General features: G+C 35.9%; 12 protein-coding genes, 1 tRNA gene and 4 pseudogenes. 12 read left to right on the top strand and 5 right to left on the bottom strand.

The window, feature by feature from the left end:
- Window positions 1-416: 416 nt before the first annotated feature.
- A complete protein-coding gene (locus ABWU72_RS03360) occupies window positions 417-1,919 on the bottom strand; it encodes a leucyl aminopeptidase (protein ID WP_174515790.1) in 1,503 nt (500 codons plus the stop codon).
- 97 nt (window positions 1,920-2,016) lie between these two features.
- The gene (locus tag ABWU72_RS03355; RefSeq protein ID WP_155968861.1) at window positions 2,017-2,658 is read right to left on the bottom strand and encodes a protocatechuate 3,4-dioxygenase; all 642 of its coding nucleotides are present in this window, start codon (window positions 2,656-2,658) and stop codon (window positions 2,017-2,019) included.
- A 424-nt stretch (window positions 2,659-3,082) separates the two neighbouring features.
- Here ABWU72_RS03355 and ABWU72_RS03350 point away from each other — a divergent pair.
- The 12 genes and pseudogenes from ABWU72_RS03350 to ABWU72_RS03295 form a co-directional block, all read left to right on the top strand.
- Window positions 3,083-3,668 (top strand): annotated as a pseudogene (locus ABWU72_RS03350) (DUF6444 domain-containing protein); the annotation flags it as partial.
- An 81-nt stretch (window positions 3,669-3,749) separates the two neighbouring features.
- Window positions 3,750-5,129, top strand: a pseudogene (locus tag ABWU72_RS03345) (IS4 family transposase).
- 7 nt (window positions 5,130-5,136) lie between these two features.
- A pseudogene (locus ABWU72_RS03340) lies at window positions 5,137-5,478 on the top strand (PD-(D/E)XK nuclease family transposase); the annotation flags it as partial.
- Between the two features lie 519 nt (window positions 5,479-5,997).
- Window positions 5,998-6,312: a reverse transcriptase N-terminal domain-containing protein gene (locus ABWU72_RS03335; protein WP_218939165.1), complete on the top strand. Its 315-nt coding sequence runs from the start codon at window positions 5,998-6,000 to the stop codon at window positions 6,310-6,312.
- Between the two features lie 21 nt (window positions 6,313-6,333).
- Window positions 6,334-6,684 (top strand): annotated as a pseudogene (locus ABWU72_RS03330) (reverse transcriptase/maturase family protein); the annotation flags it as partial.
- Window positions 6,678-7,412: a group II intron maturase-specific domain-containing protein gene (locus ABWU72_RS03325; protein ID WP_218939166.1), complete on the top strand. Its 735-nt coding sequence runs from the start codon at window positions 6,678-6,680 to the stop codon at window positions 7,410-7,412. The pseudogene ABWU72_RS03330 and the gene ABWU72_RS03325, both read left to right, overlap by 7 nt.
- A gap of 230 nt (window positions 7,413-7,642) precedes the next feature.
- On the top strand, window positions 7,643-8,053 hold the full coding sequence (locus ABWU72_RS03320; RefSeq protein ID WP_155968775.1) for a hypothetical protein: 411 nt from the start codon (window positions 7,643-7,645) through the stop codon (window positions 8,051-8,053).
- Between the two features lie 214 nt (window positions 8,054-8,267).
- A complete protein-coding gene (locus ABWU72_RS03315; protein WP_155968772.1) occupies window positions 8,268-9,194 on the top strand; it encodes a hypothetical protein in 927 nt (308 codons plus the stop codon).
- 63 nt (window positions 9,195-9,257) lie between these two features.
- Window positions 9,258-9,335 (top strand) — tRNA-Arg (locus ABWU72_RS03310).
- 82 nt (window positions 9,336-9,417) lie between these two features.
- Window positions 9,418-10,536: a molecular chaperone DnaJ gene (dnaJ, locus tag ABWU72_RS03305; RefSeq protein ID WP_174515787.1), complete on the top strand. Its 1,119-nt coding sequence runs from the start codon at window positions 9,418-9,420 to the stop codon at window positions 10,534-10,536.
- A gap of 208 nt (window positions 10,537-10,744) precedes the next feature.
- A complete protein-coding gene (locus ABWU72_RS03300; protein WP_012673044.1) occupies window positions 10,745-12,379 on the top strand; it encodes a ribonuclease J in 1,635 nt (544 codons plus the stop codon).
- 5 nt (window positions 12,380-12,384) lie between these two features.
- Window positions 12,385-13,647, top strand: coding sequence for a Tol-Pal system protein TolB (locus ABWU72_RS03295; RefSeq protein ID WP_015588777.1), 1,263 nt, complete (start codon window positions 12,385-12,387; stop codon window positions 13,645-13,647).
- Between the two features lie 41 nt (window positions 13,648-13,688).
- Here the strand turns inward: ABWU72_RS03295 and gatC are convergent, their stop codons facing one another.
- The 3 genes from gatC to ABWU72_RS03280 all read right to left on the bottom strand — a co-directional run bounded on the left by gatC (window position 13,689) and on the right by ABWU72_RS03280 (window position 16,128).
- Complete coding sequence (gene gatC, locus ABWU72_RS03290; RefSeq protein ID WP_010962323.1) at window positions 13,689-14,042, bottom strand: Asp-tRNA(Asn)/Glu-tRNA(Gln) amidotransferase subunit GatC; 354 nt, start codon at window positions 14,040-14,042, stop codon at window positions 13,689-13,691.
- Window positions 14,032-14,958, bottom strand: a complete 927-nt coding sequence (locus ABWU72_RS03285) for a ribose-phosphate diphosphokinase (protein ID WP_155968767.1) — start codon at window positions 14,956-14,958, stop codon at window positions 14,032-14,034. The genes gatC and ABWU72_RS03285 overlap by 11 nt, the downstream gene beginning before the upstream one ends.
- A 303-nt stretch (window positions 14,959-15,261) precedes the next feature.
- Window positions 15,262-16,128, bottom strand: coding sequence for an ankyrin repeat domain-containing protein (locus ABWU72_RS03280; RefSeq protein ID WP_006280296.1), 867 nt, complete (start codon window positions 16,126-16,128; stop codon window positions 15,262-15,264).
- Window positions 16,129-16,210: the final 82 nt, after the last annotated feature.

Genomic DNA, 16,210 nt, shown 5'->3' with positions numbered 1-16,210 from the left:
ATCTGGTGAAAATAAACGTTCATCTCAAAATGCAGTATTTTTGTTGAAATAGCTCAACTGGATCCCAGTGTCTGGGCACTGGGATGACACCATAGGAGGCTACTTGGATGACAAAAAAAGGAGCACTGGGATGACAGCAGTCCTACGTCATACCGCCGCGGTATCTCTAGATCCCGCTAACAAGCAGCGGGATGACGAGCTTATCGTCACGCCGCCACGAACCTTCATACCGCGATTCATTCGCGGTATCTCAGCCGCTAACAAGTAGCGGGATGACGGTTGTCAGGGTGTCATGAAAGTAGCTGACACTGGAATCCAGAAAAAAAGAAATATGTATCAGCTACTTTCATTTGCTGCGCCTCAAAAATAAACGTTCATGTAGCTGTAAGTCAAGCCATAAATCCAGATAAAGATCTTTAATCATTGGCTTCGTAGTACTTTTCAACCAACTTATTAAGTAACCTTACACCAAAACCTACTGCTCCTCTTGGACAAATGTCAGTACCTTTTTCGTGCCAAGCAGTGCCTGCAATATCTAAATGTGCCCAGCAAGTTTCATCCACAAAACGCTGTAAAAACTGTGCAGCCATTATGCTATCTCCGCCAGAGCCCGCAGGAGCGATATTTTGCACATCAGCAATCGGTGAATCAATAATTTTATCGTAAGTTTCATTCATAGGAAAACGCCATAACTTCTCATTTACTTCATTTCCTGCATCAATCAGACGGTTTGCTAATTCATCATTATTTGAAAAAAGACCAGCATATTCGTTATTTCCAAGCGCAACCACTATAGCACCAGTTAAAGTTGCAAGATCAATCATAAATTGTGGTGAAAATCTCTCTTGCGTATACCACAAAGCATCTGCAAGTATGAGCCTTCCTTCTGCATCGGTGTTCAACACTTCTATTGTCTGTCCAGACATTGAAGTTACTACATCACTTGGTCTTTGAGCATTACCACCCACTGCATTTTCTGCAAGTGCGACCACACCGATCGCATTTACTTTTGCTTTTCGTCCTGCTAAAGCATGCATCACCCCAACCACAGCAGCAGAGCCTGCCATGTCATATTTCATCGACTCCATACCACGTGAAGGTTTGAGCGATACTCCACCAGTGTCAAACGTTATGCCTTTACCAACAAAAGCTATTGGCTTTTGTTCTTTAGCAGCTCCATTCCATTTTATCACTACTAATTTTGGTTCTTTACTACTTCCTTGTGCAACTCCAAGCAAGGCTCCCATTTTTTTCTCTTCCATCTGCTTTTTATCAAGCACCTCGATTTCAAGGCCAAGCTTAGTAAGTTCTTTTTTTATATGATCAGCATAGGATTCTGGATATAGAATGTTAGGAGGCTCTGTTATAAAAGAGCGCGCAAGGAATATACTCTCACCTTCTTGCCTTGAGTGCTCAAATGATCTTTCAGCATTACTTAATTGCTCATCTTTTACTAATACGGTAATCTCCTCTACCTCTGTAATTTTCTCATCCTTTTTAGTTTTATACTTATCAAACTTAAAACTACGCAGAAACGCACCATATGCAACATTTGCTGCACTACCTTCGATTAAAACCGCTGCTTTTTTAATTTTTAATCTGCTTAGCTCACAATATATTTTACCACCAATATTTAATTCTTTATTTTCATTCCATTCATCCTTCTTACCAAGTCCAACAACTATGACATTTTTTTCTTCTGGCAAAGTAGTAGAGAAAAATTCACCAAAACTTCCATTGAAATTGCTAAATTGCTTTATATTATCCATGATCTGTTTTCCTTGCAAAACTCCGCCATCATTTACGGTTTCGTTGTCCTCAAATAAACCCGTTACTATTGTTTTAAAATCGGGCGAAATTTTAGAAATTGTTATTTTCATTGCTGGCATCTCCGTTGCAAATAATTGTAAACTGTACATAAAACACAGCAAAAACATCAGTAAGATATTTTTCATATACATCCTAAGTACAATAACACTCAAGTTTACTATGGACTCCCTTACATGCAAGGGTTTTTTATCTTTTATTAGAGAACTTATTATATCCGCCCAAGGTAATGTTAAACGTATAGGTTTTTATGACCTGATCACTGTAAGTAAATGGTGTTATGAGAAGGCTTGCAAGCCCATTACTAACAAAATCTCCAAGAACAGGATCAGCACAATTATCGCAATTATGGTCAACAAAAAACATTTGCGTTGTGAATTCCGGAAAATCCGGATGTTGAACTAGAAAGTTGATATGTGGAGCTCTATCACCAATTTTACCAGGTGCTATCGTAATAAAATTATAATAGCCAAGATTATTCACTACAAACCTTCCTGATCCAGCAAAATTCGGATCATCCTCTATATTCTTATCGTAATGGTTCACGCCGCGTGAATTCGCGTGCCATATAGAAACTACAGCATTTTGTATTGGTAAGCAGTTTATATCAGTAATTCTACCCACTATGTGTATTAATTCCCCTATTGCACTATTTGGAGAACCAGGTTTCCTTCTTAAATTGTTTGAAGAGCTAAAATTTTTTGGCCTTGCATCAAGGTCATATATTTCCGGAGTTTTAATGCAGTTGAGCAAAACAGGATCAGCTGCAAATAGCGGCAAACTGAATATCATTTGTACTAAAAGTGCTAACAAGATATTTTTCACATTCATTTCATTTATAATAGACTTCTTGCATAACCATATAACAAACTTTTATTGGAAATAGAAACGAAAAAACTTGCTTGACACCCTTCGCCAGCCTCCTTATCATGAAACTGAAGGTATTCAGTTATCTTCATCTGTGCAGATTAAACAGCAAGAAAACAACGTAGTTGGCGTCTTATTTTTAATTTTTTGCACTATGTGCACCTTATGTCTTCACAATATTTCTAGGTTTTTACCTACACAAGCTGAAACGCGCTATTTAAAACATTAAAAAACGCCAACTTAAAAAATGGATAGTGAATAACTAGCTACCCTAGGGTTTCTTTTGCCTTTTTTTCTGTTTAGTAAATTGTATCCGTTCAGCGGAGTGGTAGAATAAGGTAGACAAAGCAAGATAATAAAGATAATCATAGAGCAAAAGTGAGGTAATGTGGTAAACCTTTTAGAACTTTGCAAAAATTTACAGCAAAAAATAGAAAAACTGGAAGCAGAGATAGAAAACTTAAAAGCAGAAAATAAAGCTTTAAAGATAGAGAACGCTGAATTAAAGGAAAGGCTCGGTTTAAATTCAAAAAACTCATCCCTGCCCAGCTCAAAAGAGCTATACAAAATAAAAAAGGACAAGCCAAAAAGCGAAAGGAATGTTGGCGATCAGGTTGGGCATAAAGGAAATTTTCATGCCACAATGGAAGCGGATAAAGTAGTAAAAATAGAGTTGCCTAATATTTGCGAATGCGGAGGAGAGCTTGTAATATGCGAAAAACCTTATGTTCACCAAAAAGTTGATCTTCCGGAAATTAGGCCTTATGTAGTAATTGGAACATGGTCGTTGTCGGAGATGCAGAAAAAGAAAAAGTAGCAAGTTACCAGAAGGTGTTACGCCAGATACATTTGGTCCAAGGGTTAAGTCTATAATTGCAGCACTCAGCGGATTTTACAAAAACTCAAAGCGTGAAGTGGCTAGTATCATAAATGACATTTTTAATTTGAACATAAGTGTTGGCAGCATATCAAATCTTACTATTATCCACAAATATAAATGTACTTATAAATAAAGTATTACAATATTAAAGTTTGCAAATATTGAGGGTATAAAAATGGCAAACGAGAGTAATGAATGGGCTAAAAATGAATTTGGAGATGCTGTACTTGGAGATAAAAGATTAACTGACCGATTAGTAAAGATTGCTGATAGTTTGATAAGTTTACCTGAAAGCTCAATTAATGAGGCATGCAGAAGTTGGTCAGAAGCAAAAGCAGCATATCGTTTTTTTCAAAATGAGAACGTAAAAGAAGTCGATATTCTAGCTTCACACATTGATAAAACAGTTGAAAGAACAAAAGCTCATAAAAGAATTCTTGTGATTCAAGATACAACTTATATTTCATACTCAAGCCATAAGCGGATTGGGAACTATTGCTGGAAAAGGAGCAGTAATGCATACAGCCCTTGCTGTTAGTACGGAAGCTGGGAATACTGGATCAAAAGATTTACTCGAGGCAACTCATTTCTGAAGAAGAAAAAAGACTAAAGAGCCATCGTAACAACGTTCATATTGAGGATAAAGAAAGTATGAAATGGCTAGAAAGTTTAAAGAAAACAAATAATATTATAGATCTGGCCCAAACCGAAGCTATAACTGTATGTGACAGAGAAGCAGATATGCATGATTTTTTTGAACTTGCACATAATCTTAACTCAGAAATTTTAGTAAGAGCTTGCCACAACAGAAATGTAAATAAAAAATTCATGCATACCAGGAACAAGCAAAAATTATGGTCATTTATCCAAGGCCTCCCTTGCGCTGGAAAAGTAGAAGTTGAAATCCCTGCTAGAGATAACAAGCAAAAAAGGACAGCGTTTTTAGAAATTAGATTCGGAAAATTTATCACATGAAGGCCATATAAAATGTAAAGAAGGTCACATAAAATATAAACCGACAGAGTCTACAACTTCACGCAATTCATGTTGTTGAAAAAAACTCTCCTCCCGAAGCAAGTCCTCTAGAGTGGATGCTTTTTTCCGGTCAGTACTTTTGAAGAAGCTGTTGAAAAAGTTAGTTGGTATTGTTTGAGATGGAAAATAGAGATATTGCATAAGATTTTAAAATCTGGTCTCAAAGTTGAGGAATGTAGACTTGGAACAGCAGAAAGATTAATGAGGTATTTAACAGTCATGAGCATTATTGCTTGGAGAATTTTCTTTATTACATCAATTGCAAGAACTAACCCAACATTACCATGTACTGCCTTATTAGCTGAGGAAGAATGGAAAGTTTTATATGTTAAAATACACAGGAAACCATGTCCAAATATAGCCCCTACTATAAAAGAAGCCGTTTCGTGAACTTGGAGGTCATTTAGCAAGAAAAAGCGACCCAAAACCAGGACCAATTACTCTTTGGAAAGGGTGGAGACGTCTCTTTGATCTAGCAGAAGGATGGCGACTTGCTCACGAACCTCATATTTGTGGGTAATAGTAAGGTTTCTAAGGGAGGGAGTAGTAGTAATACTGCTTCCTTACCTGACCAGTTTGCTCGTGATAAAGGTTTTGAGAAACGCGCTCAATACTATGCTGCTAAAGCTTATTCAAGTCAAGCTCACAAAGGTGATCAAGATCTTAAAGGAGTTATTTTTATTGCTATCGCCGATTTTATCTTATTTCCTAACAAGCTGGCTTACAAATCTGATCACGTTACTTTTGATAAAATTACCTATGAACATGATCTCAAAGATTTTAGTTGCACTTTCATCGAGCTACCAAAGTTTAATAAGACAAAAGAAGATCAGCTTTCAAATATTGTTGAAAAATGGATTTATTTTTTTAGTGCGACCCTGAAAGTCGTGGTTTTGTGGTGGTTAAATTCCACTTTCCCTAGACATCGGGGATAATGTATATCTCACATTTTAAAGGGTGGCAACCTTTGGGGTGCAAGCATGAGATAAAAGCAGGTAACACTAAACCTCATGGTGAATCCTTGCAAACAGAGTTAGATATGATTACGAGAGGAACCTATGTTTGAATTGTCGTCAAAGCATAGTATGCGAAAGGAGGTTGAATTACGCATAGACCAAAACGGTATGAAGCAAAAGTGGAACTAAAGATTGAAGACTTTAGTTATTGATGTTCCCAGCTTCCGGCAAATAGTAGGAATCTAAGTTTAACGTGAAACGAAGCCATGGAACGGAGTAACCACATAAAAGCTCTTATATTCATTAAAATATAAGTAGGTAGCCAACCACAAGCTGCTATGTGGAAGAAGAAGCTAATGCCCAAAGTAATATCTGGGATATGCAGACGTAAACACTTTAATTTGGAAGGTAAAGTGGTGAATAGTAGTGAATATGTTATGGACCAGCAAAAAGCTAGGTATGAATGGAATTCCTTGGCGAAAGCTGAAGAAATCTTCATTTAAGCTACAAAAACGAATTTACCAAGCTTCTAAATGTAATGATATCAAAAAGATGCACAACCTTCAGAGATTATTACTCAAATCAACAAGTGCAAGAACGATCGCAGTTAGAAGGGTAACTCAGGACAACAGAGGGAAAAAAACTGCAGGTATTGATGGAAAAGCTAACCTTAGTCAAAAAGAAAGATTGCAATTGGCAAACTCCTTAGATATAAGAGAGAAAGCAAAGCCATCAAGACGTGTCTGACCTGGTAAGCCATCGGAATATCGCCCGCTTGGTATACCAACTATATCGTGTCGAGCAAAACAAACACTTGTAAAAATGGTGTTGGAACCAGAATGGGAGGCAAAACTTGAGCCAAACACTTATGGTTTTAGACCTGGTAGATCATGTCATGATGCAATTGAAGCCATATTTGATGTGCTAAAACAGAAAACAGCATATGTATTAGATGCTGATATTTCTGGATGTTTTGACAATATTAACCATAATAAACTGCTTGAAAACCACACCAACGTTAAAGAAAATCATAAGAAGATGGTTAAGGGCAGGCGTTATGGAAGATGGAAAGTTTCAATCCACAAAACGTGGTACAATTCAAGGAGGCACCGTTGCTAGCTTGTGTTGCATTACACGGATTAGAGCAACATGTCAAAAAAGCATTAACAAACGAACTCTTTCAATGCATGAAAAGAAAATATGGTAGGATATCGCATAAAAACGCGCAAAAGTCTATTAGTGTAATTTTCTACTGTGATGATTTTGTCATCATACATGAAAACGAAGAGATTATTCTTAAAGCAAAAATTTTAGTTGAAGAATGGTTAGAAACCATTGGACTAAAATTAAAGCCCTCTAAAACAAGAATTTCTCATACATTAAGAACCATTGACGAAACAAAACCAGGATTTGATTTTCTTGGATTTTCAATAAGACAATATCCAACAAAAGAAAGTAAAAAAGGTTACACATTATTAATAAAACCAAGTCGTAATTCTATAAAGCAGCATACATTTGCTATTAAACATAAACTTAGAGAAATGCGTGGGGCGCCACAGGAAGTAATAATAAGGAATCTCAATCCAATAAACAGAGGATGGAGTCAATATTACTCTTCGGTAGTTTCATGTAAAATCTTTAGCTCATTGGATAATACTATACATAGAAAGCTCTGGAAGTGGGCAGTCTTTAGGCACCCAAACAAAGGGAAATGCTGGATAAAAAGAAAATACTTTAAAAAGTATAATAACGATAACTGGCGCTTTATGACAAGTAACAAGGTACGTCTTACTATACACAGCGATCATGTTATTAAACAAAGTGCAAAAAACCAGATCTCCATATGATGGTGATTGGGTATATTGGGGTAAACGTCTGAGAAAAATACCAGATAAGCCATTAAGAGTAATAAAACTATTGAAGTTACAACAAAGTAAATGTGATAATGTAGACTATGGTTTGAAAGTGATGATATAATAGAAATACATCATAAAGACCGGAATAGACGAAACAATATGATCAAAAATTTATCTTTGTTACATGGGCATTGTCACGATGAATTACACAGGAGGTATGCATGACAAGCACCAAATTAGAGAGAAGCCGTATGAGGCGCAAAGTCTCACGTACGGTTTTGAAGTCGAGTGAGGAGGGGCGACCTTCTTCACTTAGACAACAGTATGCAGATGAAACTACAGATGAAGACCTAAGGAATATAGCAGAAAAATCACCAATAGTAAAGCTAGCATATGATGAGTTAGACAAGTTTTGCTGGAATGAGAAAGATTTAGTAGCATATGAAGAAAGAATAATGGATCTACGTAAGGAAGAAGCCATTCTTGAATACAAACTTGAGGAAGGTATAGAGAAAGGAAAAATCGAAGTTGCAAAAAATTTACTTAAAGCTGGTGTATCTGTTAATTTAATAGCTGAATCCACTGGCCTTTCTCAAGCTGAAATTGTACAGCTTAAGCAAGAAGTGGCCTAAGTATCACGGTTTTCAGGGCTTTTTTAGCTCGGCAGTGGTCTGAAAAGTCCATTTTTCACTTTATAAAATGTTTATATTTTACCACCTACTTTATTTGAATAAGTTCTTCTGCCACACTCTGAACGGATACTTGAATCAGGCTCAAGTTGACAAGTAGATGTTATCTTGTTATAATAAATATTTATTAATTTAATCTTAACTTAAGAGGGTATTTATGGTAGCAAGTGATAGTGTTTTAAAAAGGTATGCGTTAGCCTATATAAAGAAATTAGGTAATAATAATAATATTGAAGGGTTTCTACAGTATTGTAATAATACACCGAATTTAACTTGGAGCAAGGAGAATTTTAAAAATGTGTATGAAGAATTTACATATCCAAATTCAAGCAATAGGCACGATACAGGAAGCAGAAATGATCAATATAACGCAGGGAATAACACACAACCTACAGGCCCTCAGACTACACATATACATGTATACAATGATAGAGGTTTAGATTTTTGGGATTATTTACTACTTCGCAGCCTGTTTGGTGGTCATACTACAGTTATAAATAACCCTGGTTTCAGTAGTGGTAGCCATCAAAGCAGAGAAGATAAGAAAAAAGACTCAGAAGACAATAGAAAGTTATTAGCTTTAGGTATGGTAGCTGCAGTTGTGTGTGTTGCTTTCCATGCTGGTATGTGTTTTTGGTATAACAGCAGCAGAAAAGTGGCTAGAAAAGAAGAAAAAATAGATTACCTGGATAGTAAATTTAAAACGTTCAGAAATATAGAATTTGCGGTTGGCGCTGTTTCTTTGGCAGCTTTGGTAGCTTGTGCTGTTTACCCAGTCTTACCAGTGTGGGGTTTAGTTATCCTTGGCGTTAATTCTCTTGTGTGTTTTACTGGTGGTTTAGCTTTTCATATGAAGCATGAGGAAGAATCAGAAAATATCGAGAAAGCTAAAGGAGCGGTAGATAGCTGTCTTAGACAAGGGCATGGTTATGGAGATTCTTCTCGTTATGATGCACCACCTCCTTACTTTTCTCAAGATCCTAATACTACTCCAACTGCTCCTCCTTGTAGTGAATTTGATAATTCTAATGCGAAATGGCAGTCTGAGAATTGTGAGGGGTTCACGTATGATAGAAATCAATAGTTTTATTTTTAGCCAAATTAATTGAATCAAGCCACAAAATCTGCTAAAGTTAACTTTATGAAAGCACCCTTAGCTCAGTTGGATTAGAGCATTTGACTACGGATCAAAAGGTCGGGCGTTCAAGTCGCTCAGGGTGCACCACATTTTATAGGAAGCAGAAGTCACACTTGAAATTAATATATGCAATACCTATCTTTAAAGGTTAAGCACTAAACTATTATATATGAGCAAAAAAGACTACTATGAGCTACTGGAAGTAGGCAGAAATGCCAGTATTGATGAGATAAAAAAAGCGTATAAAAAATTAGCGTTAAAATATCATCCTGATAGAAATCCTGGCAATCAAGAAGCAGAGGAAAAATTTAAAGAAGTAACAGCTGCATATGAAGTTCTGTCTGACTCTGAGAAAAGGGCAGGCTATGACCGTTATGGCCACGAAGGTGCTTCTGGTGGATTTCAAGGCTTTAGCTCTGCAGGAGATTTTAGCGACATATTCAATGACTTCTTTGGTGGAGGATTCGGTGGTGGTGCAAGTAGATCGAGAGCAAAAAGAAGTACAACAGGAGTATCTGGAGCAGACCTACGTTATGATCTTGAAATTACCTTAGAAGATGCATTTAAAGGAATACAAGCGCCTATACATTATGTGACAAATGTAAAATGTGATACATGCCAAGGCACAGGTGGCGAAGGAGCAATTAAACCAGTTCAGTGCCACACATGCCAGGGAAGCGGTAGGATTAGAACTCAACAAGGCTTTTTTACCATCGAAAGAACATGTACTACATGCTATGGGGAAGGAGAAATAATACAAAACAAATGTAAGAAATGTGGTGGAAGTGGACGTAGAAGAGATGAAGTAAATATATCCGTTTCAATTCCAAAAGGCATAGAAGAAGGAGCTAAGGTAAGGATAAGTGGTAAAGGAGAAGCTGGAACAAAAGGTGGAAAAAGTGGAGATTTATACGTATACGTGAAAATAATTTTCCATAAAATCTTTGCTAGAAATAAAGCAGATTTACACTGTAAAGTGCCTATAAGAATGACACTAGCAGTGCTTGGTGGTGAAATCGATATTCAATCAATTGATGGAGCTAAAATAAAAGTAAAGGTCCCTGAAGGCACTCAAACTGGTACCAAACTACGTTGTAGGGAAAAGGGTATGCCATATATGAACTCACATGCTCGTGGTGATTTATACGTACAGGTAATAGTTGAGACTTTAAATCCAAAAAATTTAACTAAAAAGCAAATTGAACTATTAAAAGCGCTTGAAGAAGAGGAAAATGCAAGTGTACAACAGCAATCTGAAGGGTTTTTTAGTAAAGTAAAAAAAAAATAAGAAATCTGCTAAATGACATAAAGGGGTAACTGTTTACGGGTTTTCATTTAATCCTGCAATTCTTTGACCTTATTAATGGAAAACTTAACAATAGTGTTATTATTAGCCAACAGAAACTTCTTAGTTCCTTAAAACTATGTAAAAGCAATAAATTTCTTTATTTAAGGTCGAAGTTTTGCTATTCTCAGGTTTTAATAATTTAAATTTAATGAATATAAACAAAAATGAGTTTTTATTTCTTCCGCTTGGGGGAGTAGGAAGAATCGGGATGAATGTTAGCCTATATCATTACCAAGGTAAGTGGATTATGATCGACCTTGGTGTTGGTTTTGCAGATGAAACTATGCCAGGTGTTGAGCTGCTCATTGCTGATATAGATTTTATTGCTCAAAGAAAAAAAGATTTACTTGGAATAATAATTACACATGCACATGAGGACCACTGCGGTGCAGTGCCCCACTTGTGGGAAGAGTTGCAGTGCTCCATATATACAACAAAGTTTACGGTTAATTTTCTTAAAGAAAAACTAAAAGAATTTCGATTGGAAGGTATAGTGCCTGTAAAAGAGGTAGACATAAATGGCAGCATAAATTTGGGTCCTTTTACCGTCGAGTTTATAAATGTAACTCATTCAATTCCTGAGGCAAATTCAATATTAATTAGCACTGAAATGGGTAGTGCACTCCATACCGGAGACTGGAAATTTGATCCAAAACCTGTTGTTGGATTAACTTCTAATATGGAGCGTCTAAAAGAAATTGGCGATAAAGGTGACCTGCTTGCAGCAATTTGCGATTCAACCAATATATTAAGCAAGCATCACCCTGAGTCAGAAGGTGAAATTTATAATAATATTTATAACATAATAAAGCGGTCTAAAAAATTAGTTGCTGTTTCGCTATTCGCTTCAAATGTGGCACGAATTGAAACGATAAGCCAAGCTGCAAAAGCACTAAATAGAAAAGTAGTTTTACTTGGTAGATCTTTATGGAGAATAGTGAAAGTTGCGCAAGATAGTGGTTATTTAACTGATTCTCCTCAGTTTCTTGAAGCAAAGGAAGCAGTAAATTTTCCAAGGGAAGAACTGGTGCTACTTTGCACAGGTTGTCAAGGTGAGCCACTGGCAGCTACCGCAAGACTTGCTGCTAAGAGTCATCAAGCATTTAAAATGCAGCAAGGTGATACCATGATCTTTTCGTCAAAAATCATTCCTGGAAATGAAACTCGTGCGCACAACATGCTCAATGCCTTTATTGAGATGGGGGTAGAAGTTATTACTGAAAAAACAGAGCATGTTCATGCTTCTGGGCATCCAACAAGAGAAGAGCTAAAGGAAATGTATTCTTTAATAAAACCGAAGATGTCTATTCCAGTTCACGGCGAATATATTCACACGCATGCACATGTAAAATTTGCTAAAGAGTGCGGTGTGGCAAAAGCAATAATGATTGCACCAGGTGATATTGTTAATTTGGAGAACGGAGAAAAAGTTGATTCAATTGATGTTGACTACTTTGGTATTGATGGTATGTTGCTACGTCATCCGGAGAGCAGTGTTATAAAAATGCGTAAAAGAATGAGAGATGCCGGAGTTATTGTGGTAACAGCAGTTGTAAACAAGAAAAATAAATTGCTTGCTAAACCAAAAGTATTTGTACCTGGTGTTTTTGAAGTGCTAGAAGATGCAGCTACCATACAGAAAATTGTCAAGAAAGTTGAGTCGTTGTTTAGTTTGCAGCCAACAAAAAAAATTAAAAATAAGATTGAAAGTTCAATATTGAGTATCTTAAAGGAATATTTACTAAAAAGGCCTATAATTGAGGTTCAGATAGAACAGGTATGAAATGAATGAAGCTATTCGTTCATCTGGTGTTATTTATTTCGTTATTTATTCCTTATTTTACAAAAGCTGCTTTATATGTTGATATAAAAAAAAGCAGTGTTGGCAACATTGGTCTTGTTGTATCTAAATGTACATGTAAAACAGCGTTGGAAAGCGAATTAAGCGAAAATATTGCAAAGGTAATAGGAACAAATTTATCTAATTGTGGCTTATTTAATGTAAAACGTGGCGCGGAAGCTGAATCTAAATCTTGGAAAAGCGATACTGTAGTCACAGTAAGTTTAAGCGAAATATCTGGTAGTGCATTAGAGCTATCATTTCGTTTATTTGACACTTTTACAAAAAGAGAATTACTTACTCAGTCAGTTGTTTTTCCAGCAAAAGACTGGAGAAAAATTGGTCACCTCGTTTCGGATGTGATACATGATAGATTAATTGGTGAGAAAGGGCACTTCAACACAAAAATCACGTATATCGCTGAAGAAAAAGATAGCAACTACAAATCTGTGCGTAAAATTGCTGTGATGAATCAAGATGGAAGTAATATAAAATACTTAACAAATGGCGATAGATTTGTGTCAACACCGAGATTCTCACCAAATGGAAAGGGTATTGTTTATATCTCGTACGCAAATGGTAAAAGTTATATAATATTAAAAAATTTAAAAGATAACACTGAATCAATAATCAGCGCATTTGAAGGAGTTGTTTCTGCACCAAGATTTTCTCCCGATGGTAAATCTCTTTTAATTTCCCACTCATTGGGTGGTGAAACGAATATATTATCTTTGGATTTAAGTAGTAAACGAACAAAAAAAATTACTAAAGGTTCAGCTATAAGCACTTCTCCCTCTTTTTCTCCAGATCAAAAGTATATGGCTTTTAGTTCTGATATAAGTGGGAGTCAGCAACTGTACGTTATCGATTTTACTAACAAAAGTAAAAAACCTAAAAGAATTAGTTTTGGGAGTGGAAGATATGCTACGCCTGTTTGGTCGCCAAAAGGAGATCTGATAGCTTTTACAAAGATTCAGTCAGGAAAATTTTACATAGGAGTTATGAAGCCAGATGGCAAAGAAGAACGTCTGCTTTCAGAGGGGCATAAAATTGAATCCCCGGCATGGCTACCAAATGGTAGAGAAATCATTTTTACAAGAACAGAATCACCAAGCAACTCTAAACTATATTTAGTAGACTTAGTAAAGAAAAATCAAAAAATGGTTTCCACTCCCACAAATGCTTCTTTACCGGATTGGTCTTATTTTTGAAAGTAGATCTATTATAGATTTGATATGAGCCTTATTTTACTTTAATTGCTTATAACCTTTGGCACTACGAAATACCCATGCTCAGGTTTTGTATTGGACAATATCTCTTTTTTAATGTTTTGAGAATTTATAACATCATCGCGTACATGAATGTCCTTGTCTATGCTGCCATAACGCATAGGAGAAACACCTTCAGTATTAACTTGCAATAAAGTATCATGTATCCAATCCAGCATTGTCAGTTCTTTGGAGTAGTGATCAATCTCGTCATTTGATAACTTAATCCTTACAAGCTGTGCAATTTTAAGCATTTCTTCTTTGGTAATTGTTATTTTTCTCTTATTTGCAAATTCTATTAGTGAAGTAATAACGTCTTCTGTTGACTTAGCTGGCATTTCTACCTCCTTGGATGAAGTGAGTTAAAATATTTACAACCGAAACAACTTCTATTTTACCAGTTTTTTCAAGTTTGTGAAGTATGGTATCCGTAATCACTAATTTATCTAAAGAAGAGGAAGAGATTTTCTCAACTGCACTTCCTGAAAGCACACCGTGTGTGATGCATGAAGTTACGGACTTTGCTCCGTAACTTTTTAAAGCAAGAGCTGCATTACACAACGTTCCACCAGAGTCAACTATATCATCAACAATGACACAATTTTTGTTTGCAACTTCTCCTATTATGTTCATTACTTGAGATGTGCCTGCTTTCTCCCTATATTTATCTACTACAATAATCTTATCACTTAACCCTATCTTGTACTTTTCCTCTAAAGTCTTTGCAAAAGCACGTGCTCTACCAATTGCTCCAACATCAGGTGCAACAATTGCCAAATTTTCCGTGTGTATAGAGTCAACAAATGCTTCAAAGCAGTTCAAATTAGTTATCGGTACATCAAAGAATCCTTCAATTTGACTTGAGTGCAAATCAATAACTGCAACACTACTTGCACCTGCAGTTTGAATAAGATTTGCAACTAATTTGGCACTTAAAGCAGACTGCACATTATTGTTCTTGATAATTCTATCTTGCCTGCTATATCCATAATAAGGAATAATTACTACTATCCTTTTGGCTCCTAATCTATTTACTGCATCAATTATGAGCAGAAGCTCCATAAGGTTATCATTCACAGGGGGAGAAAGAGATTGTATTATATATACTTCTTGATTATATAGATCATTTGCTACTTCTACATTTACCTCACCATCGGTAAACTTTGATATCCAAGCAGAGGATGGTTGAACATCTAGCCGGTTAACTACTGATTCCCCTAATTCCTTACTAGCATTACCTATTATTATCTTCATAACGCACTAATTGAGTTTTTAAGATTATACAGAAATTGTGAAATAATTGAAATGTAAGTGTCTTTATCTAGCATTCTTGTCGGTGAATTAGGTACCTCTTGTACAATGACCTGTCATTTTCACGCGTTGTTTCAATATACAGACCCAAATTGAAACAACTATACAAAATCCTGCTTATGTTTCAAGATAAATGACTTTAATGAAATATAATTTATCTAGTCATTTGTATCTGCTAACATACTACACTTCCCATTGTAGAGCCTCTGCAACTTACTGAAATTTATAATCGCTTTATAAAAAGCTTTATACTCTTTGCTTAATTGGAGGCGCTACCTCTGCACTTTCTGCTCTGTCTAGGGTACTACTTGGTTTTTCTGCAGTAATTTTTTGAATGCTACCATCTACCTTATTCTTGATATCTGCTCCATATGATCTTAATACTTCAATAGCTTTCTCGTTTCCACTATTCAGCGCAATATCCAAAGCATCCATTCCATCATTATTTTTGTGGTTGATAAAATTCTCTAACTCAAAGATTTTTATATATTGCTCAATGATGAATTCTACCACTTTTCCAGGGCAATTATTAGCGGCAGGAAAGAGTACTGCATTGTTATTATTGTCTTTCTTTGTTACATCTGCTTTGAGCTTGTCTATCAAATACTTGATAATTTCTATTCTGCTATCATCTTCTGCTTCAGTGCACTGCCTAGCAGCTAAAAACAGAGCTGTTCGCCCATTATTGTCCACATCTTCAATATCTTGTCCCTTATCAATTAAGGCTTGTATTATATTTTTGTTCCCATATAAAGCAGCAAAGTGAAGAGGAGTATACCCTTCGGTGCTTTCTCTTTCATTAATCAATGCACCATGGCTAGCTAGTAATTCTATAAATTCTGGCGTATTTGCAAAAACTGCAAAGTGCATTGGTGTTAGATCATCTTTACCATGATTTTGAGTTTTTGCATTAACGTTTGCTCCATTTTTTATCAGCAATTTTGCTATTTCTAATTGTTTGCGTCCGATGGCAATATGCAGTGGCGTACGATTGCGTTCATAATGATCATTGACGTTTGTGCCACACTTTATTAGTAGTTCTGCAGCTTCAATATTACCTTCCTGAATTGCAACGTATAAGGAAGCATATCCATCTTTTGTTTCCTCTGTCATACGAAATTGCGAACATGTTAGTTCATATATTATTAAGGATTATTATTAAGTTTTTATTAATACAATATTAATGTAGCGGGAT

It is taken from the genome of Wolbachia endosymbiont (group A) of Lypha dubia (assembly GCF_964028575.1).
GTDB lineage: Bacteria > Pseudomonadota > Alphaproteobacteria > Rickettsiales > Anaplasmataceae > Wolbachia > Wolbachia pipientis.
Note: the sequence above shows the minus strand (reverse complement) of the source record. Positions and strands in the feature narration are given on the sequence as shown.

Bases quoted from the DNA above. Each gene is read 5' to 3' on its own strand.
- ABWU72_RS03360 (WP_174515790.1), bottom strand. From the start codon at position 1,919: ATGTACAGTTTACAATTATTTGCAACGGAGATGCCAGCAATGAAAATA.
- ABWU72_RS03355 (WP_155968861.1), bottom strand. From the start codon at position 2,658: ATGAATGTGAAAAATATCTTGTTAGCACTTTTAGTACAAATGATATTC.
- ABWU72_RS03335 (WP_218939165.1), top strand. From the start codon at position 5,998: ATGTTATGGACCAGCAAAAAGCTAGGTATGAATGGAATTCCTTGGCGA.
- ABWU72_RS03320 (WP_155968775.1), top strand. From the start codon at position 7,643: ATGACAAGCACCAAATTAGAGAGAAGCCGTATGAGGCGCAAAGTCTCA.
- ABWU72_RS03315 (WP_155968772.1), top strand. From the start codon at position 8,268: ATGGTAGCAAGTGATAGTGTTTTAAAAAGGTATGCGTTAGCCTATATA.
- dnaJ (WP_174515787.1), top strand. From the start codon at position 9,418: ATGAGCAAAAAAGACTACTATGAGCTACTGGAAGTAGGCAGAAATGCC.
- ABWU72_RS03300 (WP_012673044.1), top strand. From the start codon at position 10,745: ATGAATATAAACAAAAATGAGTTTTTATTTCTTCCGCTTGGGGGAGTA.
- ABWU72_RS03295 (WP_015588777.1), top strand. From the start codon at position 12,385: ATGAAGCTATTCGTTCATCTGGTGTTATTTATTTCGTTATTTATTCCT.
- gatC (WP_010962323.1), bottom strand. From the start codon at position 14,042: ATGCCAGCTAAGTCAACAGAAGACGTTATTACTTCACTAATAGAATTT.
- ABWU72_RS03285 (WP_155968767.1), bottom strand. From the start codon at position 14,958: ATGAAGATAATAATAGGTAATGCTAGTAAGGAATTAGGGGAATCAGTA.
- ABWU72_RS03280 (WP_006280296.1), bottom strand. From the start codon at position 16,128: ATGACAGAGGAAACAAAAGATGGATATGCTTCCTTATACGTTGCAATT.